Here is a 24592-nt window from a genome sequence, read left to right on the forward strand (position 1 = left end):
AGGAAGCGGAGTTTACGAGCTGTAAATGAGCATTCCGAGGGCGTTTTTAACGCGGTCTGGCCGACAGTCAGGGGATCGTGAGCGGGCTCTCAGGCCAGGCGCAGGTGGTTGTCCCACAACCCGGCCGGCAGCTGCAGCGGGTGGGCGGCGATCGGCGTGGTGCGGCAGTCGTACAGGCGGCAGCGGCCCTGGCCGGAGGTGACGACGAAACCCTCGCTCACCGCGCCGACCCCGGCGCAATCCGGCAGCGGGGCGTCGAGCAGCAGTTCGCTGCTGTCCAGGTTCCAGATGAAGAAGCGGTTGCCGCGTGGCGCGGTCAGGGCCAGCAGGCGCAGCTTGTCGTGGATGGCCAGGCTGGCGGTGTACTGGTGCATCGCCGCGCGCTGCGCCTCGCCCAGGGGGAAGGCCTGGAAGGGCTGGCCGGGGCGCTTGATCGCCAGCAGCGGCGCGGCGTCCAGCGGGTCGCCTTCGTACTGCTGGCCGGAGACGATGGTGCCGTCGCTGGCCACGGCCAGGTGGCGCACGCTGTTCATCTGCTGCGGCAGCTGCTCCTTGCTGAGCAGCGTGCCGTCGCGCTGCATCAGTACCAGGCTGGGTTCCATGGCCTGCAGGTTCATCATCACCCGGCTGTCGGCCTCGGTGCGGATGCCGCCGTTGGCCACCACCAGGCTTTCCCCACCGGGCAGCCAGAGCAGCTGGTGCGGGCCGATGCCGTGGGTGGAGTGCTCGCCGATGCGCTGCAGCCGGTCGGCCTGCAGGCGATAGACGCCGAGCACGCCGCGGCCGGGCTGCGCGGTGTCGTTCTCGGTGCTGTAGAACAGCTCGCCGTCCTGATGGAACAGGCCGTGGCCGTAGAAGTGGCGTTCGTGCGCGGCGGCCAGGGTCTGCAGCAGGCGGCCGTCGCGGGTATCGATCAGGTAGCTCTCGCGGCTCGGCCGGCGGCCGACGAACACGGCCAGCGGCAGGCTGGGGTGCGGCACCACGTCGTGGCAGCGTTCGGCGACCGGCGTGGCGAAGGCCTGGCTGCCGTCCAGGCGGTAACCGACGGCATAGTGCTGGCCGTCGCCGTCGTCGCGGGCCGACAGCAGCAGGGGTTGCCGGGCGTGGCTGGCCAGCTTCCAGCCGCCGAGGGAGGCGGCGGCGAGGGCGGCGCCAGCGAGGCCGAGGAAGGCTCTGCGCTTCATTCAGTCACCATCGTGGGCGTTGAAGCCCAGCTGGATGCCGAGGGCCTTGGCCAGCTCGCCTTCGTGCAGGCGGTGCAGCTGGTCGAGGCTGTCGTAGAAGGCGTTCAGCTGCTGGCGGCCGGCGTCGTCGGCGAGCAGTTCGCCGAGCGGGCGCTGCAGCGCGGCCAGCAGCTGGCGGGTGCTGGCGTACTGGGCGTCCAGGCGCTTGGCCAGGTCGGCCTGCTCGCTGCCGAGCAGGGCCTTGATGCCGTCGTTGTTGGCGCCGAGCCAGACGCGTTCGGCGCTGGCCAGGCTGGCGGCGAGGCTGGCCAGGCTGGCGTTGCTGCGCCAGAACTCGGCCTGGTAGGGCTGCGCCAAGCCCTTGCTCTGCCGGCCGAGGGCAGTGCCGAGCTTCTTCTTCAGGCCGTCGAGGGCGCTGACCTGGGCGCGCAGCAGCTCGCCGACGGCTTCCGTGGCCTCCGCGTAGCGGGCATTGGGGAAGGTCTTGAGCTGAGCGGCCATGCCGTCCTGGGCCTGCCACTGGCCGAGCACCCTGGCGCTGAGCTGGGTCTGGTGTTCGCCGATGGCGATCAGCAGCGGGCAGTAGCGGGCTTTCTGCGCGGCCTGGTCGAGGTCGATGGTGCCATCGAACAGCGCGTACTCGTAGGCGGTGAGCCCCTGGACCACCACGCTGGCCTGGTCCAGGTCGGCCTGGGTCAGTTGCGGCTTGCTCTTCAGCAGGCTCTCGACCTGGCGCTGCACCAGGTTCTTCTTGTCCGGCCAGAACTGCACCTGCCAGGCCTGGTTGCCTTCGGCCAGCGGGCCGACCAGCAGCGGCTGCAGGGCGGCCCAGCTGGCGATGCTGCTGTGCAGCGCCTGGCGCGTTGCGGCGAGATCCTGGCTGCCGGCGCAGAAGGCCTTGGCGCTGGCGGCCAGTTGCTGGTTGCTCTTGTCCCAGCTGGCATAGGCCGGCAGCAGCACGCCGTCGGTCAGCGCCATGCTGGCCTGCTGCCTGGGGTCTTGCGGGCTGCAGGCAGCCAGGGCGAGGCCGAGCAGGGCGACAGCGAGGGGCGTGCGGATCATGCCATTCTCCTTAGAGGGAATTGAGGAAGGCCAGCAACGCGCTGCGCTGCTCGGCGTCGAAATCGAGGACCCGGTTCTTCGCCGCCTGCGCCTCGCCGCCGTGCCAGAGGATGGCCTCCAGCAGGTTGCGCGCGCGGCCGTCGTGGAGGAACTGGGTGTGGCCGTTGACCGCCTGGGTCAGGCCGATGCCCCATAGCGGTGCGGTGCGCCACTGGCGACCGTTGGCCTGGAACTCGTCGCGGCCGTCGGCCAGGCCCGCGCCCATGTCGTGCAGCAGCAGGTCGCTGTAGGGGCGAATGGTCTGGTTGGCCAGCTCGGGTTCGGCGGCCTCGGCGGCGGTGGTGAAACTGGGGGTATGACACAGCTGGCAGCCGGCCTGGTGGAACAGCTGCTTGCCGCGGCGCACCGCCAGGCTGTCGACGTCGCGACGGGCCGGGACGCCGAGGTTGCGGGTGTAGAACAGCACGCTGGCCATGATGCTGGCGCTGACTTCCGGCACTCCGCCGTCGGGTGTGGCGCGGCACTCCTCTTGGGCCGGGCTGCAGTTGTCCTGGCCGATCAGGCTGCTGGTCAGGCCCATGTCGTTGGCGAAGGCGTCGGCATTCTGCTGGTTGAGGCCGGGCTGGCCGGCCTTCCAGCCGAAGCGGCCGAGCACGCTGCGCTGCTGGGCCCGGTCCCAGACCCGGTTGGGCACGCCGCGGATGCCGTCGCCGTTGCCATCATCGGGGTCGGCGCCTGCCAGGATGGCCGCCTCGGGGATGGCTTCGAGCAGGCCGAGGCCGATCATCGGCGGGGCGATGCGCGCGGAGAAGCGGGTGTCCGGATGCAGTTCGCCATAGGCGAGCCGATCGATCTCCAGGACCGGCTGGCGCAGCTCGACCCGGCTGTCGTCGGCGAAGGTCTCCAGGCGCGTTTCGTAGCGCACCCGCACGCGGCCTTCCGGGGCCTGCCCTGGAATGCTCATGTCCTGCAGCTGCCCGCCGTACACCGGCTCGGGGATCACGCCCTGGCGCTGCAGCTGCTCGGCATGGGCCGGCGAGCCAGCGGCGGGGATGGACAGGCGGACCAGCATGGAAGCTGCCGTGCTGGCGTCCGGCTGCGGTGGATGGCCGCGGCCGTCCTTGATATGGCAGTTCTGGCAGGCGTTGGTATTGAACAGTGGGCCGAGGCCGTCGCGCGCGGTGGTGGTCGACGGCGCGATGACCCAGGGATTGCGGAAGAAATTGTTGCCCACGCTGAAGTCCAGGCGCCGCGACGGGGCGAGGTTGGCGGAGGGCTGGGAGAAGGCGTTCTGGTCGGCCTGGCGCACGGAGGCGCTGCCGGCGGAAAGGGCTTCGCCGGGCTCGGCCGGTGGCGGCGCCTGGTCACAGGCGGCCAGGCCGAGGGTCAGCGCAAGTACGCAGGGGCGCAACGGGAAAGGCATCGAGCACGAACCTGAACGGAGAATCAGGCGGGCAATCTTAGCAGGCTAATGGAATTCGAATAAGAGGGATTTGCGTTTGCAGCCTGAGGCGCGCTGCCGCAGGTGCGAGTGGCGGGCATGAACAATGGCCGGCAGCAGTTTCAACCATCGCGCAGCGGCGGCCGAAGGCTGGCCGCCAGATGGTTACCGGGCATAAAAAAACCGATGCACCTTGTGGGTGCATCGGTTGCCAGTGCCGGGGTATCAGAACTGGTGGTCGGCGGTGTCCGGGTTCAGGTCGCTGATGCCCAGCTTGCCGGCAGCCTGTTCGATGGCGCCGGTCTGCTTGACCAGGGCGGCGATGGCGTCACGGACGATCTGCTGGCCGTCCTTGTTGTCGGCGGCGATCAGCTGGTCGAAGTGCACGTTGTTCTTTTCGGCGCTGTCGACCAGGGCCTGCAGCTTGGCTTCGCTGGTTTGCAGGTCGGTCTTGAGGGTGCTGTCGGCGGCAGCGTCGAGCTTGGCCACCAGGGACGACAGGCTCGGGCCGCTGAGGGTGGTGCCGTCGACTTTCTGGTACTCGCCCAGGTAGACGTTGCGGATGCCTTTGCCGTTGTAGAAGTGCGAGTTGTGGGTGTTGTCGCTGAAGCAGTCGTGCTCGTCTTCGGTGGAGTTGGCTTCCAGGGCGACTTTCATGCGCTCGCCGGCCAGTTCGCCGAGGGACAGGCTGCCCATGCCGAACAGCATCTTGCGCAGGCCGTTCTCGGCCGATTCGGCTTCCAGCTTGGCGCGGTAGTTGTCGGGATTGCCGGCTTGCCACTGCACGACCATCGCGTCGAGGTCGCTGACCAGCAGGTCGGTGGCGGCCTTCAGGTAGGCGCGGCGACGCTCGTTGTGCTCACCGGTGGCACCGGCGCCGACGCTGAAGTCGCTGGCCGGGCGGGCGCCGGCGCCCGGGCCCGTGCCGTTGAGATCCTGGCCCCAGAGGAGGAACTCGATGGCGTGGTAACCGGTGGCGACGTTGGCCTCGGAACCGCCCAGCTCGTTCAGGCTGGCCAGCAGTTCGGGGGTGAGGGTGGTCACGTCGAGCTGGTCTTCGCCGACCTGGATCGAGGTGTTGGCGATGATGTTGGCGGTGGCGCCCGGGTTGCCCTGGGTCTGCGCGGTGTCGGCGGCGACGTAGTCGATCAGGCCTTCGTCCAGCGGCCAGGCGTTCAGCTGGCCTTCCCAGTCGTCGACCACGGCGTTGCCGAAGCGGAACACTTCGGTCTGCATGTAGGGCGCGCGGGCGGCCAGCCAGGCTTCGCGGGCGGCCTGCAGGGTGGCGTCGCTGGGGTTGGCGAGCAGGGCATCGACGGCGGCCTGCAGGTTCTTGCCGGTGCTGGCGGCGTCGCTGAACACGGCCAGGGCCAGGTCGGCGTAGTGGCTGACCACGGCCTTGGCCTCGGCATCGGCGACTTTCAGGGTCGCGGCAGGGCTGCTGGCGGCAGCCGGAGTGGCGGCTTGCGGTGCGGCGGCTTCTTGCTTGTCTTCACCGCAGCCGGCGAGGGCAATGGCGAGGGCCAGCAGGCTGGCGGTGGCCAGGGGCATACGAGTCATGGCGGGATCCTTTACCTATGAAGATGGGAGTGCAGTGCAGTTGCACCTAGAAACCGCGCAATAATGCGAAAGATTTGCATTTTATGCAAAGGGCTAATTATTCCGCTGCCGTGTGACCTGCTGGGACTGTGCTCGCCGCGGCGCATCGCTAGAATGCCGGCAGTCCACAAGGAGCGTTGCCCATGAGTCTTACCGTCGTTGCCATTCTGGTTGTCCTGTTCCTCGCCGCCGTCTGGGTGGTGAGCCTGTATAACGGCCTGGTGCGCCTCAAGCACGGGGTGAGCAAGGCCTGGTCGAACATCGATGTGCTGCTCAAGCAGCGCCACGACGAGCTGCCCAAGCTGGTGGAAACCTGCAAGCAGTACATGCAGCACGAGCGCACCACCCTGGAGCGGGTGATCGCCGCGCGCAATGCGGTGGCCAGCGCCCGCGAGAAGCACGATGTCGGCGCCCTCGGCCAGGCCGAGAGCGGCCTGCGTGCCGGCCTGGGGCAGCTGTTCGCCCTCGCCGAGAACTATCCCGAGCTCAAGGCCAACGACAGCTTCCAGCATCTGCAGCAGCGCATCAGCGGCCTGGAGAACGCCATCGCCGATCGCCGCGAGCTGTACAACGAGGCGGTCAACCTGAACAACGTGCGCGTCGAGCAGTTCCCGGACGTGATCATCGCGCGCCTGTTCGCCTTCCAGGCGGCCGAGTTGCTGGAGTTCAGCGATGAAGAGAAGGCCGACGTCGACCTCAAGTCGCTGTTCAGCTGAGCATGGATGTCGGTGGACTGGCCATCAGCCTGGCCTTCAGCGTCGGTGCCTGTGTCGGCGGTGGCTGGTGGTGCCTGAAGCGGCTCGGCGAGGCGCGTTTCCTGCTGGATACGCCGACCTCCAAGCTGCGTTCGGCGGCGCAGGGTTATGTCGAGCTGTACGGCGTGCTGCACGAGCAGCCCGAGGTGCAGATCATCGCGCCGCTGACCGGCACGCCCTGCCTGTGGTGGCGCTTCAAGATCGAGGAGTACAGCGAGAGCGGCAAGAAGCGCTCCTGGCGGGTGGTCGAGAGCGGCAGCAGCGAAGGCTGGCTGCGCTTCGCCGACGGCACCGGCGAGTGCCTGATCAATCCGGCGGGGGCCGAGGTGCGCCCGGCAACCCGCCAGGTCTGGCGCGGCAGCCTGCGCCACCCGCGGATGCAGGAAGCGTCTGCGGGTGTGCTCGGCTGGCTGCTGTCCGGCAGCAGCGAGTACCGCTATACCGAGGAGCGCCTGCATGCCGGCGAGCCGCTGTACGCCATCGGCGACTTCCGCACGGCGGGCGGGGCTCAGGCCTTCGACCTGGGCGTGGCGCAGGGTGCCGTGGTGCGCGAGTGGAAGGCGGATTTTGCCGGCCTGCTGCAGCGCTTCGACAGCAATGCCGATGGGCGGCTGGACGAGGCCGAGTGGGCGCGCATGCGCGAGTCGGCGCGCAGCGAGGCGCAGCGGCGCCAGCGCGAGCAGGGCGATGCGCCGCTGCGCAACCAGCTGCAGCAGCCGCGCGAGGCGCAGCCATTCATTCTCTCCAGCCATGGCGAGGATGTGCTGGCGCGCGGTTTCTACTGGCAGGCGGTGGGCGGCGGGCTGCTCTGCCTGCTCGGCGCCCTGGCGACCACCTGGCTGGTCAGCAACGTGCTGCTGCCGGGCTTGGCGCTCTAGCGTCCGGCACGGGCGCCTGGTGGCGCCTCAGTGCTTGCCCTGCTTGTGGATGTTCTTCGGCAGCTGCACCACCCGGCTTTCCGAGTAGATGTCGTGCCAGCTGCGCCCGTCCTTGTCCCACAGCATCCAGAGAAAGCCCAGGCCGCCCAGCAGCCAGGAGATGATGGCGATCAGGAAGCGCAGCAGCGCCTGCCACAGGCTGATCGCCGAGCCGTCGGCATTCTCGATGCGCAGACCCCAGACCTGCATGCCGAGGGTCTGGCCGGTGTGCGTCCAGAACTTGGCGAAGAAGGCGAACAGGCTGAACAGCACGACGGTGGCCAGCAGCGGGTCGCGGTCCAGGGCGCCGGCCTGGGACATCGCCAGCAGCTGTTCGCTGCCATGGATCATGCGCAGCAGGCCGTGCTGGTAAATCAGGGTCACCACCATCATCAGTGCCACGCACAGCAGGAAGTCATAGAAGATCGCGGCGAAGCGGCGAGGCAGGCCGGCGGTGGGGAAGTTCCCCTGGGGGCGCAGCATATGTTTGGGCATGGCGGGCTCGTGGCTGAACAACTGCGCGGATTGTACGGGCAACAAATCGCAGGCACAAAAAAGCCCCTGATGTCGCCATCAGGGGCTCTTCGGAGCAGCGAAACTTAGCCCAGAACCTGGACCTTGTCAGCCTGCATGCCTTTCTGGCCTTGAACGGCTTCGAAAGTAACCTTCTGGCCTTCTTTCAGGCTCTTGAAGCCATTACCTTCGATAGCGCGGAAGTGTACGAACAGATCCGGACCGCTTTCTGGGGTGATGAAGCCAAAGCCCTTCTCGTCGTTGAACCACTTAACGGTGCCGGTTTGACGATTCGACATGTCTTATTTCCTTGAAACTAGAGTTAATGACAGCCTCTTGCTTTGGCGAAGAGGGCTGGGACTGGTTGCAGAGAGTAAGAGAAGTCGAGCGGGTTTAGCGGATCTAGGATCTACTGCACCAGGTCACGATTCATAGCGACCCATGCAAACACAGTGGGCACACTCTAGCTAACAAAAGGGGGTTTGCCAAGCCCTGCGAAACGCTCACTTTCGTGGGTTTTTCCGGCTCTCTGCGGCAGGTATTTCGGGAGGGTTTCAGGCGTCTCGGACGAGGGCTGAAACTGGGTGACTGGTGCCCCGGGGGAGACTCGAACTCCCACTTCTTGCGAAAACGGATTTTGAATCCGCCGCGTCTACCATTCCGCCACCGGGGCACGATGGGCGCGCAGTATAGGGAGCTGGTAGGGGCCGGTCAATCGTGGCGCGTGGTCAGCGCAGGCACTTTCCGGTAAGCTCTGCGCCCCTGCAAGACGAACTCCCACCATGCGCGTTGCCGACTTTCATTTCGACCTTCCCGAAGCCCTGATCGCCTCCCATCCCCTGGCCGAACGCCGGGCCAGCCGTCTGCTGGTGCTGGATGGCGAGACGGGCGCGTTGAGCCATCGGCAATTCGTCGACCTGCTCGAATATCTTCGCCCCGGCGACCTGATGGTGTTCAACAACACCCGGGTGATCCCGGCGCGGCTGTTCGGCCAGAAGGCTTCCGGCGGCAAGCTGGAGGTGCTGGTCGAGCGAGTGCTGGACAGTCATCGGGTGCTGGCCCATGTGCGCTCGAGCAAGTCGCCCAAGCCGGGTTCGCTGATCCATATAGATGGTGGCGGCGAGGCCGAGATGGTCGCGCGCCACGATGCGCTGTTCGAGCTGCGCTTCGCCGAGCCGGTGCTGCCGCTGCTGGAGCGGGTCGGTCATATGCCGTTGCCGCCTTATATAGAGCGCGCCGACGATGCCGCCGACCGCGAGCGCTACCAGACCGTGTACGCGCAGAAGGCCGGTGCGGTGGCGGCGCCCACTGCCGGCCTGCATTTCGACGAGGAGCTGCTGGCGGCGATTCGCGCCAAGGGCGTGGAAACCGCGTTCGTCACCCTGCATGTCGGCGCCGGGACTTTCCAGCCGGTGCGGGTGGAGCGCATCGAGGATCATCACATGCACCACGAGTGGCTGGAAGTCGGCCAGGACGTGGTGGATGCCGTGGCCGCCTGCAAGGCGCGCGGCGGCCGGGTGGTCGCGGTGGGTACCACCAGCGTGCGCTCGCTGGAGACGGCGGCGCGCGATGGCGAGTTGAAGGCCTTCAGTGGCGACACCAATATCTTCATCTACCCGGGTCGGCCGTTTCACGTGGTCGATGCCCTGGTCACCAATTTCCACCTGCCCGAGTCGACCCTGCTGATGCTGGTTTCGGCCTTTGCCGGTTATGCCGAGACCATGGCCGCCTATGCCATGGCGGTGCAGCAGCAATACCGCTTCTTCAGTTACGGCGATGCCATGTTCATCACCCGCAATCCCGCTCCGCGCGGCCCCGAGGAAACCCTATGAGTCACATGTCCTTCGAGCTGCTGGCCACCGACGGGCGTGCCCGTCGTGGCCGCCTGACCTTTCCGCGTGGCGTGGTGGAAACCCCGGCCTTCATGCCGGTGGGTACCTACGGCACGGTCAAGGGCATGCTGCCGCGCGACATCGAGGCGATCGGCGCGCAGATCATTCTCGGCAACACCTTCCACCTGTGGCTGCGCCCGGGCACCGAGGTGATCAAGCAGCACGGCGACCTGCACAACTTCATGCAGTGGCAGGGGCCGATCCTCACCGACTCCGGCGGCTTCCAGGTGTTCAGCCTGGGCGCCATGCGCAAGATCAAGGAGGAGGGGGTGACCTTCGCCTCGCCGGTGGACGGGCGCAAGGTGTTCATGGGCCCGGAAGAGTCGATGCAGGTGCAGCGCGACCTGGGTTCGGACATCGTGATGATCTTCGACGAATGCACGCCGTATCCGGCCGACTTCGACGTGGCCAAGCGCTCCATGGAGCTGTCGCTGCGCTGGGCCAAGCGCTCGAAGAATGCCCACGAGGGCAATCCGTCGGCGCTGTTCGGCATCGTCCAGGGCGGCATGCACGAAGAGCTGCGCATGCGCTCGCTGGAGGGGCTCGAGGAGATCGGTTTCGACGGCCTGGCCATCGGCGGCCTGTCGGTCGGCGAGCCGAAGGAAGAGATGATCCGCGTGCTGGATTTCCTACCGCCGCAGCTGCCGGCCGACAAGCCGCGCTACCTGATGGGGGTGGGCAAGCCGGAGGACCTGGTCGAGGGCGTGCGCCGTGGCGTGGACATGTTCGACTGCGTGATGCCGACGCGCAACGCGCGCAACGGTCACCTGTTCACCGATACCGGGGTGGTGAAGATCCGCAACGCGGTGCACCGCAATGACGATTCGCCACTGGACCCAACCTGCGATTGCTACACCTGCCAGAGCTTTTCCCGCGCCTACCTCTATCACCTGGACAAGTGCGGCGAAATGCTGGGCAGCATGCTCAATACCATCCACAACTTGCGCCATTATCAGCGCCTGATGGCTGGTTTGCGCGAGGCAATTCAACAGGGTACATTGGCCGCCTTTGTCGATGCCTTCTATGCCCGGCGCGGGCTGCCTACGCCGCCGCTGGCGCCTTGAGCGCAGCTATTTCGTGACATGAAACGCTCGCAAAGCGTTGAAATCGAACGAAATGCACCCATTAAGGCTGTAGCCTGCGTTGCGCTTGCGGCGCCTTGCCCGAATGGCTTGCCTGTGCAGCCACCCAAAACAACAGTTTCAAGACCTCGTAATAGGAGTTTTCCATGAGCTTTCTGATTCCCGCCGCTTTTGCCGATGCCGCCGCGCCGGCTGCCGCCGCTGGTCCTGCCGGTAGCGGGTTCGAGTGGGTGTTCCTGGTTGGCTTCCTGGTCATCTTCTATCTGATGATCTGGCGTCCGCAGGCCAAGCGCGCCAAGGAGCACAAGAACCTGCTCGGCGGCCTGCAGAAGGGCGACGAAGTGGTGACCTCCGGCGGCCTGGCCGGCAAGGTGACCAAGGTGTCCGACGATTTCGTGGTGGTCGAAGTTTCCGACAATGTCGAGTTGAAGTTCCAGAAGCAGGCCATCGCGGCGACCCTGCCGAAGGGCACCCTGAAAGGCATCTAACGAACCACTATTCACCAACGACGGGGCGCATCATGCGCCCCGTGTCATAACGGGCGGCGTCATGCTCAATAAGTTTCCCCTGTGGAAGTACCTGCTGATCCTGGCTGTGCTGGTGGTCGGTTTCATCTATTCCGCTCCCAACCTGTATCCGGACGATCCGGCCATCCAGGTCAGTGGCGCCAGCACGGCCTTGCAGGTCGGCCAGGCCGATCTGGAGCGCATCAGCAAGGCGCTGGGCGAGGCGGGTATCGAGGTCAAGGCCGCTACCCTGAACGACAAGGGCAATGCCGGTCTGGTACGCCTGGCCAAGCAGGCCGACCAGTTGCCGGGCAAGGAGCTGGTGCATCGCCTGCTCGGTGATGACTACGTGGTGGCCCTGAACCTGGCGCCGACCACGCCGCAGTGGCTACGCAATGTCGGCGCCGGCCCGATGAAACTGGGTCTGGACCTGTCCGGTGGTGTGCACTTCCTGCTGGAAGTGGACATGGACAAGGCCGTGGGCGCGCGTCTCAAGGTCTACGAAAGCGAGGTCAAGACCCTGCTGCGCAAGGAGCGTCTGCGCTATCGCAGCCTGCCGCAACAGGATGGCGTGATTCAGCTGGGCTTCACCGATGCCGAGCAGCTGGACAAGGCGCAGAGCCTGATCCGCAAGGACTTCATCGATTTCGAGCAGATCGTTGCCGAGCGCAATGGCCTGCAGGTGCTGAGCCTGGCGCTGAGCCAGGCCAAGCTGGCGGAAATCCGCGAGTACTCGATCAAGCAGAACCTGACCACCGTGCGTAACCGGGTCAACGAGCTGGGTGTGGCCGAGCCGCTGGTGCAGCGCCAGGGCGCCAACCGCATCGTGGTCGAGCTGCCGGGCGTGCAGGACACTGCCGAGGCCAAGCGTATCCTCGGCAAGACCGCCAACCTGGAGTTCCGCCTGCAGGCCGAGGTGGATGCACCACGCGCCTCCAGCGAATTCTTCGAGTTCCGCGAGGAGGGTCGTCCGGCCGTGGCGCTGGAGCGTAACCTGATCATCACCGGTGATCAGGTGACCGATGCCCAGGCCAGCTTCGACGAGAACGGTCGTCCGCAGGTCAACATCCGTCTGGACAGCCACGGCGGCGAGCTGATGAATCGCGCCACCCGCAACAACGTCGGGCGCAGCATGGCGGTGATCTTCATCGAGCAGAAGCCGATGACCCGTTACGTCAAGCAGATGGTCGACGGCGTCGAGAAAGAGCAGGCGATCCAGACCTTCAAGGAAGAGCGCAAGATCATCAGTCTGGCGACCATCCAGTCGCCGCTGGGTAGCCAGTTCCGCATCACCGGTCTGGACGGTCAGGGCGAGTCCTCGGAACTGGCTCTGCTGCTGCGTGCCGGTGGCCTGGCGGCGCCGATGTACTTCGCCGAGGAGCGCACCATTGGCCCGAGCCTGGGTGCCGACAACATTGCCAAGGGTATCGATGCGTCCCTGTGGGGCATGGTCTTCGTCTCCTTGTTCATCATCGTCATCTACCGCTTCTTCGGGGTGCTGGCGACGGTAGCGCTGGGCCTGAACATGGTGATCCTGTTGGCGCTGATGTCGTTGCTCGGTGCCACCCTGACCCTGCCGGGTATTGCCGGTATCGTCTTGACCATGGGTATGGCGGTGGACGCCAACGTGCTGATCTTCTCGCGTATTCGCGAGGAAATTGCCAATGGCATGTCCAATCAGCGCGCCATCCACGAGGGGTTCGATCGGGCCTTCTCGGCAATCATCGACGGCAACCTGACCACCCTGCTGGTCGGCGGCATCCTGTTCGCCATGGGTACCGGCCCGGTCAAGGGTTTTGCCGTGACCATGTCGCTCGGCATCATCACCTCGATGTTCACTGCCATCTTCGTCACCCGTGCCATGGTCAACCTGATTTTCGGTGGCCGTGATTTCAAGAAGCTGTGGATCTAAGGGGTTCGGCACGATGAAACGTGTAATCAATTTCATGGGCATTCGCCATGTGGCGTTTGCCGTGACGGTGCTGCTGACCCTGGTCTCGCTGGGCAGCCTGGCGGTAAAGGGGCTGAACTTCGGCCTGGACTTTACCGGCGGTACGCTGATCGAGCTGGGTTACGAGAAGCCGGCCGATCTGACCCTGGTGCGTGAGCAGCTGGGGCAGGCGGGCTATGCCGATGCCATGGTGCAGAGCTTCGGTGCCACCACCGATGTGCTGGTGCGCATGCGTGGCGATGATCCGCAGCTGGGCAATCAGGTGGCGGACGCGTTGCGCAAGGTGGGTGGCGACAATGCCTTCACCATCAAGCGCGTCGAGTTTGTCGGGCCGGCGGTGGGTGAGGAGCTGCGTGATCAGGGTGGCCTGGGCATGCTGCTGGCGCTGGCCGGGATCCTGCTGTACGTGGCTTTCCGTTTCCAGTGGAAGTTCGGTTTCGGTGCCATCGTCTCGCTGATCCATGACGTGATCGTGACCCTGGGTGTGTTCTCGTTCTTCGAGATTCCTTTCGATCTCACCGTGCTGGCCGCCGTATTGGCGCTGATCGGCTACTCGCTCAACGACACCATCGTGGTCTTCGACCGTATCCGCGAAAACTTCCGGGTGCTGCGCAAGGCCGAGCTGATCGAGAACATCAACATCTCGACCACCCAGACCCTGCTGCGCACCATGGCGACCTCGATCTCCACCCTGCTGGCAATCGTTGCGCTGATGGTGTTCGGTGGTGAGAACCTGTGGGGCTTCTCCCTGGCGCTGTTCATTGGCGTTACTGCCGGTACCTACTCGTCGGTGTATATCGCCAGCATCCTGCTGATCTGGCTGAAGTTGACGCGCGAGGATCTGATTCCGCCGGTTGAGGCCGAGGAAGTGGACGAGCGTCCCTGAGTCTTCTCTGCATCCACAAGGCCCGGCTCAAGCCGGGCTTTGTGTTTCTGCGGCGTGACGAGGCTCCCAGTTGTCGCTTAAGCCTGCCGCAAGGTGGAACTTAGGCACTGTTGCTGTCTCCAAGGCTAGGAATAATGGCGCAAAGCGCGTCACGCTGGCTGTGTCTCAGGAGGACCGGATGAACAAGTCGATGATCGTGGGGGCGGTATTGGGTGCGGTGGGGGTGACCGCCGGCGGTGCAGTGGCGACCTATAACCTGGTCAAGGGGCCTCAGTATGCCGAGGTGCTGGCCGTGCAGCCGGTCAATGAAACCATCAAGACGCCACGCGAGGTGTGCAAGGACGTGGCCGTGACCCGGCAGAAGCCGGTCAAGGATCAGCATCAGATCGCCGGTACGGCCATCGGCGCTGTGGTTGGCGGCCTGCTCGGCAATCAGGTGGGTGGTGGCAGCGGCAAGAAGATCGCCACTGTGGCGGGTGCTGTCGGCGGCGGCTATGCCGGCAACAAGGTGCAGGAAAACATGCAGGAGGGTGACACCTACACCACCACCGAGACCCGTTGCAGTACGGTGATGGATAGCAGCGAGAAGCTGGTCGGCTATGACGTGAAGTATCAACTGGATGGCAAGGTCGGCCAGGTGCGCATGGCGCGTGATCCGGGCAGCCGCATTCCGCTCGATGAGCAGGGGCAGCTGGTGCTGACCGATCCGGTTCAGCCCGTCCAGTAAGTTCTGGTCCATAAAAAAACCGCCCCGAGGGGCGGTTTTTTTATGGACCGGGAAAAGCGCGGTTAGCGCTTCATCGACGGCGCCAGGTGCGGCTGGATGGCGGTCAGTACGGCCTTGAAGCACTTGGTGTTGCCGGCGACGATCTGGCCCTTCTCGAGGAACTCGTGACCACCGCTGAAGTCGCTGACCAGGCCGCCCGCTTCCTGGATCAGCAGGGCGCCCGCGGCCATGTCCCATTCGGACAGGCCGAACTCCCAGAAGGCGTCGTAGCGGCCGGCGGCAACGTAGGCCAGGTCCAGGCTGGCGGCGCCGGCGCGGCGGATGCCGGCGGTCTGGCCGACCAGGCTGCGGAACATGCCCAGGTAGTTGTCGAGGTTTTCGATCTGCTCGTTGCGGAACGGGAAGCCGGTGCCGAGCAGGGCGCCGTCCAGGCTCTTGCGGGTGCTGACGCGCAGGCGGCGGCCGTTGATGGCGGCGCCGCGGCCGCGGCTGGCGGTGAACTCTTCCTGGCGCACCGGGTCGAGGACCACGGCGTGCTCGAGGCGGCCGCGGTACTTGCAGGCGATGCTGACGGCGAAGTGCGGCACGCCGCGCAGGAAGTTGGTGGTGCCGTCCAGTGGGTCGATGATCCACTGGTAGTCGGCGCCATCACCAGTGCCCTGGATGATGCCGCTTTCCTCGCCCATGAAGCCGTGCGTCGGGTAAGCCTTCTGCAGGGCCTGGATGATGGTCTGCTCGGCGGCGCGGTCGACCTCGGACACGTAGTCGTGGGCATCTTTCTCGCTGACCGAGATGACGTCCAGGCGCTCGATGGAGCGGAAGATCAGTTCACCGGCGCTGCGGGCTGCGCGCAGCGCGATATTCAGCATGGGCTGCATGGGGAGATTCACCTGGGTCGTTAAAGAAAGCCGGCCATACTAGCAGAAAAGCCTGAATATGTAGCCTAGCCTTTGTCGCGCGTGGCGTAACTCTTGGTCGTTCTGTAAGATCGGCGACCCTTTCGTTTCTCGCCGGGAGCTCGCGGTGCTGCAGAATATTCGTGTGGTTCTGGTCAATACCAGCCATCCCGGCAATATCGGCGGGGCTGCGCGGGCCATGAAAAACATGGGCCTGTCGCGTCTGGTGCTGGTGAATCCCGAGGATTTTCCGAGCGGCGAGGCGGTGGCGCGTGCCTCCGGGGCGGTGGATATCCTCGAGGCGGCGCAGGTGGTCGCTACCCTCGAAGAGGCGCTGGTCGGCTGCAGCGTGGTGCTCGGCACCAGTGCGCGTGACCGGCGCATTCCCTGGCCGCTGCTCGATCCGCGCGAGTGCGCGACAACGTGTCTGGAGCATGTCGGGCTGGGTGGCGAGGTGGCGCTGGTGTTCGGTCGCGAGTATGCCGGCCTGACCAACGAAGAGCTGCAGCGCTGCCAGTTCCATGTGCACATCCCCTCCGATCCCGAATTCAGTTCGCTGAACCTGGCAACCGCCGTGCAGGTGCTCACTTACGAGGTGCGCATGGCCTGGCTGGCCGCGCAAGGCCAGCCGACCAAGATGAACAAGCTGGAAACCACGGCGATGCTCAACACGCAGCTGGTGACCGCGGACGAGCTGGAGCTGTTCTACGGCCATCTGGAGAGTACTCTGGTCGAGATAGGCTTCCTCGATCCGCAGAATCCACGGCATCTGATGTCGCGCCTGCGGCGCCTGTACGGTCGCAGCGCGATCAGTCGGCTGGAGATGAACATCCTGCGCGGTATCCTGACGGAAACCCAGAAGGTAGTGCGTGGCGAGCCCCACAAGCGGAGAAGAGATGATGTTTGAGCGTATGCGCGAAGATATCCAGAGCGTATTTCATCGTGATCCGGCGGCGCGCAATGCCTTCGAGGTGGTCACTTGCTATCCGGGCTTGCATGCAGTCTGGCTGCATCGTCTGGCACATGGCTTGTGGGTGAGTGGCTGGAAATGGCTGGCGCGCGTGGTGTCGAACTTCGGGCGCTGGCTGACCGGGATCGAGATCCATCCGGGGGCGAAGATCGGTCGGCGATTTTTCATCGACCACGGCATGGGCATCGTCATCGGCGAAACTGCCGAGATCGGCAACGACGTGACCCTGTATCAGGGCGTGACCCTGGGCGGCACCAGCTGGAACAAGGGCAAGCGCCACCCGACCCTGGAGGATGGTGTGGTGGTGGGGGCGGGGGCCAAGGTGCTCGGGCCCTTCACCGTGGGCGCCGGGGCCAAGATCGGCTCCAATGCGGTGGTGACCAAGGCGGTGCCGGCCGGCGCCACTGCGGTTGGCATCCCCGGGCGGATCATCGCCAAGGCCGATGATGAGCAGGAGGCCAAGCGCCAGGCCATGGCCGAGAAGCTCGGCTTCGATGCCTATGGCGTCAGTCAGGACATGCCGGACCCGGTGGCGCGTGCCATTGGTCAGTTGCTGGATCACCTGCAGGCGGTCGACGGTCGCCTGGAAGGCATGTGCGCGGCGCTCAAGGCCCTGGGCAGCGACTACTGCGCCAAGGAACTGCCGGCCCTGCGCGACGAGGATTTCGCCGGGGTGTGCAAGGAGCAGGGCGACAAGCCGGCGGCCTGATGCCTAGTGCCACGGGTTTTGGTATGATTTGCGCCCCTCGCCGAGGTTAATTCCTACTGTTTTGATCGGTCTTATAGTTGACCTAAATAGTAGGAAAAGGGGATACTTGCGGCAATTCAGCGAAACCGTGGTAATCACCATGCGCTTGACCACCAAAGGCCGTTACGCCGTCACCGCGATGCTCGATCTGGCGCTGCATGCCCAGCACGGGCCGGTGTCCCTTGCCGATATTTCCGAGCGCCAGGGTATTTCCCTGTCCTATCTCGAACAGCTGTTCGCCAAGCTGCGCCGTGGCAACCTGGTCAGCAGCGTGCGCGGGCCGGGTGGTGGCTACCAGTTGTCGCGCGACATGCGGGTGATCCAGGTGGCTCAGGTGATCGATGCGGTCAACGAGTCGGTGGATGCCACGCGCTGCCAAGGCCTGGGTGATTGTCACTCCGGCGATACCTGCCTGACTCATCACCTGTGGTGCGACCTCAGTCAGCAGATTCATGAGTTCCTCAGTGGCATCAGCCTGGCTGATCTGGTGACTCGCCGTGAAGTGCAGGAAGTTGCCCTGCGTCAGGACCAGCTCCGCTGCAATGGCAGGACGCCACGCCTGGATAAGATCGAAGCGTCCGCCGTTGAGTGAGCAGGGCGTCTGCCTGAATTAGGAGAAATCTGATGAGATTGCCGATTTACCTCGATTATTCCGCTACCACTCCGGTTGATCCGCGCGTTGCGCAGAAGATGAGCGAGTGCCTGCTGGTGGATGGCAACTTTGGCAACCCGGCCTCGCGCTCCCACCTGTTCGGCTGGAAGGCCGAGGAGGCGGTGGAGAACGCTCGCCGCCAGGTCGCCGAGCTGGTCAATGCCGACCCGCGCGAGATCGTCTGGACTTCCGGTGCCACCGAGTCCGACAACCTGGCGCTCAAGGGTGTTGCGCACTTCTACAGCAGCAAGGGCAAGCACATCATCACCTCGAAGATCGAGCACAAGGCGGTGCTCGACTCCGCTCGCCAGCTGGAGCGCGAGGGGTTCGAAGTGACCTACCTGGAGCCGGGCGAAGACGGCCTGGTGACCGCGGCGATGGTCGAAGCCGCGCTGCGTGACGACACCATTCTGGTTTCGATCATGCACGTGAACAACGAGATCGGCACGATCAACGACATTGCCGCCATCGGTGAGCTGACCCGTTCCCGTGGCGTGCTGTTCCATGTCGATGCGGCGCAGTCCACCGGCAAGGTGGAAATCGATCTGGAGAAGCTCAAGGTCGACCTGATGTCCTTCTCCGCGCACAAGACCTACGGGCCCAAGGGCATCGGTGCGCTCTATGTGCGGCGCAAGCCGCGCGTGCGCCTGGAGGCGCAGATGCATGGCGGCGGTCACGAGCGCGGCATGCGTTCCGGTACCCTGGCCACCCATCAGATCGTCGGCATGGGTGAGGCCTTCCACATCGCCAAGGCAGAAATGGCCCAGGAAAACGAGCGCATCCGCGCCCTGCGCGACCGTTTCTACCAGCATGTCGAGGGCATGGAAGAGCTCTATATCAACGGCAGCATGACCCAGCGGGTGCCGCATAACCTCAACCTCAGCTTCAATTATGTCGAGGGTGAGTCGCTGGTCATGGCGCTCAAGGATCTGGCGGTTTCCTCCGGTTCGGCCTGTACTTCGGCCTCCCTGGAACCGTCCTACGTGCTGCGTGCCCTGGGGCGCAACGACGAACTGGCGCACAGCTCGATCCGCTTCACCTTCGGTCGCTTCACCACCGAGGAAGAGGTCGACTACGCCGCCTCGAAGATTCGCGATGCAGTGGGCAAGCTGCGTGAGCTGTCGCCGCTGTGGGATATGTTCAAAGAGGGTGTCGATCTGTCCAAGGTCGAATGGCAGGCGCACTGATTGTTTAGTCGCCTCCAAGAGCGGCACCTGATGAGAGAGGAATTGCACCATGGCTTACAGTGAAAAGGTCATCGACCACTACGAGAATCCGCGCAACGTCGGCAAGCTCGACGCGGAAGATCCGGATGTCGGCACCGGCATGGTCGGCGCGCCGGCCTGCGGCGACGTGATGCGCCTGCAGATCAAGGTCAACGAGCAGGGCGTCATCGAAGACGCCAAGTTCAAGACTTACGGCTGCGGCTCGGCGATCGCTTCCAGTTCCCTCGCCACCGAGTGGATGAAGGGCAAGACCCTGGATGAAGCCGAGACCATCAAGAACACCCAGCTGGCTGAAGAGCTGGCCCTGCCGCCAGTGAAGATCCACTGCTCGGTACTCGCCGAGGATGCCATCAAGGCGGCCGTGCGCGACTACAAGCAGAAGAAGGGTCTGCTCTGATCCTCTCCAGTCTGTAAGGAGTTGTTATGGCGATTACCATGACCGAAGCGGCTGCGCGGCACGTGCAGCGTTCCCTCGAGGGGCGCGGCAAGGGGGCGGGGATTCGTCTGGGGGTGCGCACGACCGGCTGTTCGGGCCTGGCCTATGTGCTGGAGTTCGTCGATGAGCTGGCGGCCGAAGACCAGGTGTTCGAGAGCTTCGGGGTGAAAGTGATCATCGACCCGAAGAGCCTGGCCTACATCGATGGCACCGAGCTGGATTTCGTGCGCGAAGGTCTCAACGAGGGCTTCAAGTTCAACAACCCTAACGTGCGTGGCGAATGCGGCTGCGGCGAGAGCTTCAACGTCTGAGGCCATTCGTGGGCAGTCCCTGTCATTTCGCTTTGTTCGACCTGCAGCCGAGCTTTCGCCTGGATCAGGCGCAGTTGTCTGCGCGCTATCGCGAGCTGGCCAAGGCCGTGCACCCCGATCGCTTTGCCGATGCCTCCGAGCGCGAGCAGCGCCTGGCACTGGAGCACTCGGCCAGCCTCAACGAGGCCTACCAGACGCTCAAGAGTGCGCCGCGCCGTGCGCTCTATCTGCTCGCCCTGCGCGGGCGCGAATTGCCGTTGGAAGTGACGGTGCAGGATCCGCAGTTCCTGCTGCAGCAGATGCAGTTGCGCGAGGAGCTGGAAGACCTGCACGACAGCGCCGATCTGGCGGGCGTGGCGGCCTTCAAGCGCCGCCTCAAGACGGCTCAGGACGAGCTCGATGAAGCCTTTGCAGCTTGCTGGGATGATGCTGCGCGTCGCGAGGAGGCCGAGCGCCTGGTGCGGCGCATGCAGTTTCTCGACAAGCTGTCCCACGAAGTGCGCCAGCTGGAAGAGCGCCTCGACGATTAACCGCCGTGCAGCCTGAGCTGCGCGCCTGACCTCCAGAGCATCATGGCCCTACTGCAGATCGCCGAGCCCGGCCAAAGCCCTCAGCCCCACCAGCGCCGCCTGGCCGTGGGGATCGATCTGGGCACCACCAATTCCCTGGTCGCCGCCGTGCGCAGCGGTCTGTCTGCGCCGCTGGCGGATGCCGAAGGCCAGGTCATCCTGCCGTCCGCGGTGCGCTACCACGCCGACCGAGTCGAAGTCGGCCAGGCTGCCAAGCTGGCGGCGCCGCTCGATCCGCTGAACACCGTGCTGTCGGTCAAGCGCCTGATGGGGCGTGGTCTGAGTGACGTCAAGCAGCTGGGCGAGCAATTGCCGTACCGCTTCGTCGGTGGCGAGTCGCACATGCCGTTCATCGACACGGTGCAGGGGGCGAAGAGCCCGGTCGAGGTGTCTGCCGAGATTCTCAAGGCGCTGCGTCAGCGCGCCGAGGAAGCGCTGGGTGGCGAACTGGTCGGTGCGGTGATCACCGTGCCGGCCTATTTCGACGATGCCCAGCGCCAGGCCACCAAGGATGCCGCGCGGCTGGCCGGCCTGAATGTCCTGCGCCTGCTCAACGAGCCCACGGCGGCGGCGGTGGCCTACGGCCTCGACCAGCAGGCCGAGGGCGTTGTTGCCATCTACGACCTGGGTGGCGGCACCTTCGACATTTCCATCCTGCGCCTGACCCGCGGCGTGTTCGAGGTGATGGCCACCGGTGGCGACAGTGCCCTGGGTGGCGACGACTTCGATCACGCGATCGCCAACTGGGTCCTGCAGCAGGCCGGCCTGTCCCTGGATCTCGATCCGGGGACCCAGCGCAGCCTGCTGCAGGCGGCCTGTGCGGCCAAGGAAGCGCTGACCGGCGCCGATTCGGTGGTGGTTGCCCATGCCGGCTGGCAAGGCGAGCTGACTCGCGCGCAGTTCGATGCGCTGATCGAGCCGCTGCTGGCGCGCAGCCTCAAGGCTTGCCGGCGTGCGGTGCGCGACGCCGGTATCGAGCTGGAGGAAGTCGAGGCGGTAGTCATGGTCGGTGGTTCCACTCGCGTGCCGCGGGTGCGTGCCGCGGTGGGCGAGCTGTTTGCCCGCGAGCCGCTGACCGATATCGATCCGGATCAGGTGGTGGCCATCGGCGCGGCCATCCAGGCCGATACCCTGGCCGGCAACAAGCGTGGCCATGGCGAAGAGCTGCTGTTGCTCGACGTGATTCCGCTGTCCCTGGGGCTGGAAACCATGGGCGGCCTGATGGAGAAGGTCATTCCGCGCAACACCACCATCCCGGTGGCGCGCGCCCAGGACTTCACCACCTACAAGGATGGCCAGACGGCCATGATGATCCATGTGCTGCAGGGCGAGCGCGAGCTGATCAGCGACTGCCGCTCCCTGGCACGCTTCGAGCTGCGTGGCATTCCGCCGCTGGTGGCCGGCTCGGCGAAGATCCGCGTGACCTTCCAGGTCGATGCCGATGGCTTGCTGGGGGTGACGGCGCGCGAACTGGGCTCCGGGGTGGAGGCCAGCATCCAGGTCAAGCCGTCCTACGGCCTGACCGATGGCGAGATCGCCCGCATGCTGCAGGACTCCTTCCACAATGCCGGTGGCGACAAGGCGGCGCGTGCGCTGCGCGAGCAGCAGGTCGAGGCCGAGCGTCTGCTGGAGGCGGTGCAGTCGGCCCTGGATGCCGATGGCGAGCGCCTGCTCGATGCCGATGAGCGCATGGCCATCGAGCTGTGCATGAGCGAGCTGCGTGAGCTGGCTGGCGGCACCGATACGCCGGCCATCGAGCAGCAGGTCAAGCGGCTGGCACAGATCACCGACGCCTTCGCCGCGCGGCGGATGGATGCCACGGTCAAGGCGGCCCTGTCCGGGCGTCGACTTAATGAAATCGAGGAATAACTGAGAATGCCGCAGATCATCGTTCTGCCCCATGCCGAACATTGCCCGGAAGGGGCCGTGTTCGAGGCGCAAGCTGGCGAAACTGTGCTGGATGCCGCGCTGCGCAATGGTATCGAGATCGAGCATGCCTGCGAGAAATCCTGCGCCTGTACCACCTGTCACGTGGTGATTCGCGAGGGTTTCAACTCGCTGGAGCCTTCCGATGAGCTGGAGGACGACATGCTGGACAAGGCCTGGGGGCTGGAGCCGAGCTCGCGTCTGTCCTGTCAGGCCGTGGTGGCGGATCAGGACCTGGTGGTCGAGATCCCCAGGTACACCATCAACCAGGTCTCCGAAGGTCACTGACGAAGCTGTTCGAAGCCTGCTGCGCGTCGGCCATGCTGCGTTGGATGCAGGCTCGGACTGCTCATTTACGCTGTGTAAACTCCGCGTCCTCGCCTGTATCCGCCTTGCCTGGCTCTAGCTCGCGAGATTTGAAAAGCTTCTAGGAGCGCATGATATGAGTCTGAAATGGGCTGATGTGCTGGATATCGCCATCGAACTGGCCGAGAGCAAGCCGGATGTCGATCCGCGCTACGTCAATTTCGTCGACCTGCATGGCTGGGTGCTGGCCCTGCCGGACTTCGACGATGACCCGCAGCGTGGCGGCGAGAAGGTTCTCGAGGCGATTCAGGCGGCCTGGATCGAAGAGTCCGAGTAAGGGCTGGCAGCCCCTCGGTCTACGCATTTCCCCCTAACCCGCGTATAATTCGCGGGTTTACTTGTTCGCTTTAATCCTTGTTCCTGGAGTTTCACATGGCCGTTCAACGCACTTTCTCCATCATCAAGCCGGATGCCGTTGCCAAAAACGTTATCGGTGAGATTACCACCCGTTTCGAAAAAGCCGGCCTGCGCGTCGTTGCTTCGAAAATGGTTCAACTGTCCGAGCGCGAAGCCGCCGGCTTCTACGCCGAGCACAGCGAGCGCGGTTTCTTCAAGGATCTGGTCGCTTTCATGACCTCCGGTCCGGTCATCGTTCAGGTTCTGGAAGGCGAAGACGCCGTTCTGAAAAACCGTGAGCTGATGGGCGCTACCAACCCGAAAGAAGCTGCTGCCGGCACCATCCGTGCTGACTTCGCCGTTTCCATCGACGAAAACGCCGTACACGGTTCCGATTCCGAGGCTTCCGCCGCTCGCGAAATCGCTTACTTCTTCGCCGCCACCGAGGTGTGCGCTCGCATTCGCTAATGGCGAACAGGCGAGGGTGAGTTCATGACTGAGACTGCCGGTAAAATCAATCTGCTGGGTCTGACCCAGACTGAAATGGAGAGCTTCTTCGAGTCCATCGGAGACAAGCGCTTCCGTGCCGGCCAGGTGATGAAATGGATTCACCACTTTGGCGTCGATGATTTCGACGCCATGAGCAATCTGGGCAAGGCCTTGCGCGAAAAGCTCAAGGCCTGTGCCGAAATTCGAGGTCCCGAGGTCGTCAGCCAGGACATCTCCAGCGATGGCACCCGCAAGTGGGTGGTTCGCGTGGCGTCCGGCAGTTGCGTCGAGACCGTCTATATCCCGCAAGGCGGCCGTGGCACCCTGTGTGTGTCGTCCCAGGCCGGCTGTGCGCTGGATTGCAGTTTCTGTTCCACCGGCAAGCAGGGCTTCAATAGCGACCTGACTGCCGCGGAAATCATCGGCCAGGTGTGGATTGCCAACAAATCCTTCGGCACCGTGCCGGCCAAGATCGATCGTGCCGTCACCAACGTGGTGATGATGGGCATGGGCGAGCCCCTGCTGAACTTCGACAACGTGGTTGCCGCCATGCGCATCATGATGGACGACCTCGGCTACGGCATTTCCAAGCGCAAGGTGACCCTGTCCACCTCCGGCGTGGTGCCGATGATCGACAAGCTGGGTGAGGTCATCGACGTGTCCCTGGCCCTGTCGCTGCATGCGCCGAACGACCAGCTGCGCAGCCAGCTGGTGCCGATCAACAAGAAGTACCCGCTGGACATGCTGCTGCCGGCGTGCCGTCGCTATATCGAGGGTCTGGGCGAGAAACGCTTCCTGACCATCGAGTACACCCTGCTCAAGGACGTCAACGACCAGCCCGAGCATGCTGAGCAGATGATCGCACTTCTCAAGGATTTTCCTTGCAAGATCAATCTGATTCCGTTTAATCCCTTCCCCTTCTCCGGTTACGAGCGGCCGAGCAACAACGCCATTCGCCGTTTCCAGGACCTGCTCCACAAGGCCGGGCACAATGTCACCGTGCGCACCACGCGTGGCGACGATATCGATGCGGCCTGTGGTCAACTGGTAGGCCAGGTTCAGGATCGTACCCGGCGCAGCGAGCGTTATATCGCCGTGCGCCAGCTGGGCAGCGAGGCTGAAGAACCTCGCACTACCAATCGAACTTGAAGG

27 protein-coding genes and 1 tRNA gene are annotated in these 24592 nt (G+C 64.7%); 20 read left to right on the top strand and 8 right to left on the bottom strand.

The window, feature by feature from the left end:
- Positions 1 to 89: 89 nt before the first annotated feature.
- The 4 genes from F3I16_RS11055 to F3I16_RS11070 all read right to left on the bottom strand — a co-directional run bounded on the left by F3I16_RS11055 (position 90) and on the right by F3I16_RS11070 (position 5247).
- Positions 90 to 1184, bottom strand: coding sequence for a DUF1513 domain-containing protein (locus F3I16_RS11055; protein WP_160493682.1), 1095 nt, complete (start codon positions 1182 to 1184; stop codon positions 90 to 92).
- Entirely contained in the window at positions 1185 to 2246 is a 1062-nt protein-coding gene (locus tag F3I16_RS11060; protein WP_160493683.1) for an imelysin family protein, read from the bottom strand.
- A 10-nt stretch (positions 2247 to 2256) separates the two neighbouring features.
- Entirely contained in the window at positions 2257 to 3669 is a 1413-nt protein-coding gene (locus tag F3I16_RS11065; protein ID WP_160493684.1) for a di-heme oxidoredictase family protein, read from the bottom strand.
- Positions 3670 to 3912: 243 nt separating this feature from the next.
- Positions 3913 to 5247 (bottom strand): imelysin family protein, encoded by a 1335-nt coding sequence (locus F3I16_RS11070; RefSeq protein WP_160493685.1) that lies wholly within the window; start codon positions 5245 to 5247, stop codon positions 3913 to 3915.
- A gap of 182 nt (positions 5248 to 5429) precedes the next feature.
- Between F3I16_RS11070 and F3I16_RS11075 the strand changes: the two genes are divergently transcribed.
- Together F3I16_RS11075 and F3I16_RS11080 are read left to right on the top strand one after the other, a co-directional pair.
- A complete protein-coding gene (locus F3I16_RS11075; protein WP_160493686.1) occupies positions 5430 to 6002 on the top strand; it encodes a LemA family protein in 573 nt (190 codons plus the stop codon).
- Between the two features lie 2 nt (positions 6003 to 6004).
- On the top strand, positions 6005 to 6919 hold the full coding sequence (locus F3I16_RS11080; protein WP_160493687.1) for a GIDE domain-containing protein: 915 nt from the start codon (positions 6005 to 6007) through the stop codon (positions 6917 to 6919).
- A 27-nt stretch (positions 6920 to 6946) separates the two neighbouring features.
- Here the strand turns inward: F3I16_RS11080 and F3I16_RS11085 are convergent, their stop codons facing one another.
- The 3 genes from F3I16_RS11085 to F3I16_RS11095 all read right to left on the bottom strand — a co-directional run bounded on the left by F3I16_RS11085 (position 6947) and on the right by F3I16_RS11095 (position 8144).
- Positions 6947 to 7453: an RDD family protein gene (locus F3I16_RS11085; RefSeq protein ID WP_160493688.1), complete on the bottom strand. Its 507-nt coding sequence runs from the start codon at positions 7451 to 7453 to the stop codon at positions 6947 to 6949.
- A 104-nt stretch (positions 7454 to 7557) separates the two neighbouring features.
- The gene (locus F3I16_RS11090; protein ID WP_160082300.1) at positions 7558 to 7770 is read right to left on the bottom strand and encodes a cold-shock protein; all 213 of its coding nucleotides are present in this window, start codon (positions 7768 to 7770) and stop codon (positions 7558 to 7560) included.
- A gap of 290 nt (positions 7771 to 8060) precedes the next feature.
- Positions 8061 to 8144: transfer RNA gene (locus F3I16_RS11095), tRNA-Leu, on the bottom strand.
- 109 nt (positions 8145 to 8253) lie between these two features.
- Between F3I16_RS11095 and queA the strand changes: the two genes are divergently transcribed.
- The 6 genes from queA (at position 8254) to F3I16_RS11125 (ending at position 14515) form a co-directional block, all read left to right on the top strand.
- Complete coding sequence (gene queA / locus F3I16_RS11100; protein WP_160493689.1) at positions 8254 to 9303, top strand: tRNA preQ1(34) S-adenosylmethionine ribosyltransferase-isomerase QueA; 1050 nt, start codon at positions 8254 to 8256, stop codon at positions 9301 to 9303.
- 5 nt (positions 9304 to 9308) lie between these two features.
- Positions 9309 to 10427: a tRNA guanosine(34) transglycosylase Tgt gene (gene tgt / locus F3I16_RS11105; protein WP_160493729.1), complete on the top strand. Its 1119-nt coding sequence runs from the start codon at positions 9309 to 9311 to the stop codon at positions 10425 to 10427.
- Between the two features lie 164 nt (positions 10428 to 10591).
- Positions 10592 to 10933 (top strand): preprotein translocase subunit YajC, encoded by a 342-nt coding sequence (yajC, locus tag F3I16_RS11110; RefSeq protein ID WP_160082296.1) that lies wholly within the window; start codon positions 10592 to 10594, stop codon positions 10931 to 10933.
- Positions 10934 to 10994: 61 nt separating this feature from the next.
- Positions 10995 to 12863: a protein translocase subunit SecD gene (gene secD / locus F3I16_RS11115; RefSeq protein WP_160493690.1), complete on the top strand. Its 1869-nt coding sequence runs from the start codon at positions 10995 to 10997 to the stop codon at positions 12861 to 12863.
- A gap of 13 nt (positions 12864 to 12876) precedes the next feature.
- A complete protein-coding gene (gene secF / locus F3I16_RS11120) occupies positions 12877 to 13788 on the top strand; it encodes a protein translocase subunit SecF (RefSeq protein WP_160493691.1) in 912 nt (303 codons plus the stop codon).
- A 178-nt stretch (positions 13789 to 13966) separates the two neighbouring features.
- Positions 13967 to 14515, top strand: a complete 549-nt coding sequence (locus tag F3I16_RS11125; protein ID WP_160493692.1) for a glycine zipper 2TM domain-containing protein — start codon at positions 13967 to 13969, stop codon at positions 14513 to 14515.
- A gap of 62 nt (positions 14516 to 14577) precedes the next feature.
- Here the strand turns inward: F3I16_RS11125 and suhB are convergent, their stop codons facing one another.
- Positions 14578 to 15393, bottom strand: a complete 816-nt coding sequence (gene suhB, locus F3I16_RS11130; protein ID WP_160082288.1) for an inositol-phosphate phosphatase — start codon at positions 15391 to 15393, stop codon at positions 14578 to 14580.
- Positions 15394 to 15538: 145 nt separating this feature from the next.
- Between suhB and trmJ the strand changes: the two genes are divergently transcribed.
- From trmJ to rlmN, 12 genes are all read left to right on the top strand, one after another.
- Complete coding sequence (trmJ, locus tag F3I16_RS11135; RefSeq protein WP_160493693.1) at positions 15539 to 16318, top strand: tRNA (cytosine(32)/uridine(32)-2'-O)-methyltransferase TrmJ; 780 nt, start codon at positions 15539 to 15541, stop codon at positions 16316 to 16318.
- Positions 16311 to 17090 carry a serine O-acetyltransferase gene (gene cysE, locus F3I16_RS11140; protein ID WP_160493730.1) on the top strand — a complete coding sequence of 260 codons (780 nt, stop codon included), beginning with the start codon at positions 16311 to 16313 and terminating at the stop codon, positions 17088 to 17090. Before trmJ ends, cysE begins: the two co-directional genes overlap by 8 nt.
- Before the next feature lie 139 nt (positions 17091 to 17229).
- Complete coding sequence (gene iscR, locus F3I16_RS11145) at positions 17230 to 17721, top strand: Fe-S cluster assembly transcriptional regulator IscR (RefSeq protein WP_160082284.1); 492 nt, start codon at positions 17230 to 17232, stop codon at positions 17719 to 17721.
- A gap of 32 nt (positions 17722 to 17753) precedes the next feature.
- The gene (locus F3I16_RS11150; protein ID WP_160493694.1) at positions 17754 to 18968 is read left to right on the top strand and encodes an IscS subfamily cysteine desulfurase; all 1215 of its coding nucleotides are present in this window, start codon (positions 17754 to 17756) and stop codon (positions 18966 to 18968) included.
- A gap of 49 nt (positions 18969 to 19017) precedes the next feature.
- Positions 19018 to 19404, top strand: a complete 387-nt coding sequence (gene iscU / locus F3I16_RS11155) for a Fe-S cluster assembly scaffold IscU (protein WP_160082280.1) — start codon at positions 19018 to 19020, stop codon at positions 19402 to 19404.
- 26 nt (positions 19405 to 19430) lie between these two features.
- Entirely contained in the window at positions 19431 to 19754 is a 324-nt protein-coding gene (gene iscA / locus F3I16_RS11160; RefSeq protein ID WP_160493695.1) for an iron-sulfur cluster assembly protein IscA, read from the top strand.
- A gap of 8 nt (positions 19755 to 19762) precedes the next feature.
- Complete coding sequence (gene hscB / locus F3I16_RS11165; protein ID WP_160488695.1) at positions 19763 to 20284, top strand: co-chaperone HscB; 522 nt, start codon at positions 19763 to 19765, stop codon at positions 20282 to 20284.
- A gap of 42 nt (positions 20285 to 20326) precedes the next feature.
- The gene (gene hscA / locus F3I16_RS11170) at positions 20327 to 22192 is read left to right on the top strand and encodes a Fe-S protein assembly chaperone HscA (RefSeq protein ID WP_160493696.1); all 1866 of its coding nucleotides are present in this window, start codon (positions 20327 to 20329) and stop codon (positions 22190 to 22192) included.
- Positions 22193 to 22198: 6 nt separating this feature from the next.
- Entirely contained in the window at positions 22199 to 22537 is a 339-nt protein-coding gene (gene fdx / locus F3I16_RS11175) for an ISC system 2Fe-2S type ferredoxin (RefSeq protein WP_160082271.1), read from the top strand.
- A gap of 154 nt (positions 22538 to 22691) precedes the next feature.
- Positions 22692 to 22892, top strand: coding sequence for a Fe-S cluster assembly protein IscX (gene iscX, locus F3I16_RS11180; protein WP_160493697.1), 201 nt, complete (start codon positions 22692 to 22694; stop codon positions 22890 to 22892).
- A 95-nt stretch (positions 22893 to 22987) separates the two neighbouring features.
- Entirely contained in the window at positions 22988 to 23419 is a 432-nt protein-coding gene (gene ndk, locus F3I16_RS11185; protein WP_090442892.1) for a nucleoside-diphosphate kinase, read from the top strand.
- A 24-nt stretch (positions 23420 to 23443) separates the two neighbouring features.
- Positions 23444 to 24589 (top strand): 23S rRNA (adenine(2503)-C(2))-methyltransferase RlmN, encoded by a 1146-nt coding sequence (rlmN, locus tag F3I16_RS11190; RefSeq protein ID WP_160493698.1) that lies wholly within the window; start codon positions 23444 to 23446, stop codon positions 24587 to 24589.
- The last annotated feature ends 3 nt before the right edge of the window (positions 24590 to 24592 follow it).

It is taken from the genome of Pseudomonas sp. L-22-4S-12 (assembly GCF_009799935.1).
Lineage (GTDB): Bacteria > Pseudomonadota > Gammaproteobacteria > Pseudomonadales > Pseudomonadaceae > Aquipseudomonas.